This is a genomic window from Adlercreutzia equolifaciens, from assembly GCF_029076695.1.
Taxonomy (GTDB): Bacteria; Actinomycetota; Coriobacteriia; order Coriobacteriales; family Eggerthellaceae; genus Adlercreutzia; species Adlercreutzia equolifaciens_A.
This window is the reverse complement of the sequence record NZ_JARFIK010000244.1, coordinates 1-319: the sequence shown is the minus strand read 5'-3', so window position 1 is coordinate 319 and position 319 is coordinate 1. Positions and strand designations below refer to the sequence as shown.

At 68.7% G+C, this 319-nt stretch carries 1 pseudogene; it reads right to left on the bottom strand.

Annotated features, from left to right (window positions below):
* A pseudogene (locus tag PZH32_RS12240) lies at positions 1 to 319 on the bottom strand (hypothetical protein); the annotation flags it as partial.

Here is a 319-nt window from a genome sequence, read left to right as displayed (position 1 = left end):
GCCGCCTCGGACGCGGCCGCCACGTGATGCGGCATGGTAGTGGCCACCCTGACGGGAATGCCCGCGTTGCGAATATGGGCCGCCTGCTCGCCGATGGCCGTGGATGAGCCGGCCACAATGACGGCCATGTCGTCGCCGCCATAGGGCTCCACCAGCCCGTCGCCCAAATAACCCAAGGTAACGCGGGTATGGGCGCCGGCGCGAGCGAAGGCGCTGCGCACGTGGCCCACCACATCGCCGGGCGCCGTGTCGTCGATGTAGACGGACACGGCCAGAGGCGTATTGCGGGCACTGTCGATATCGGTGGCCGCCTTCAGCA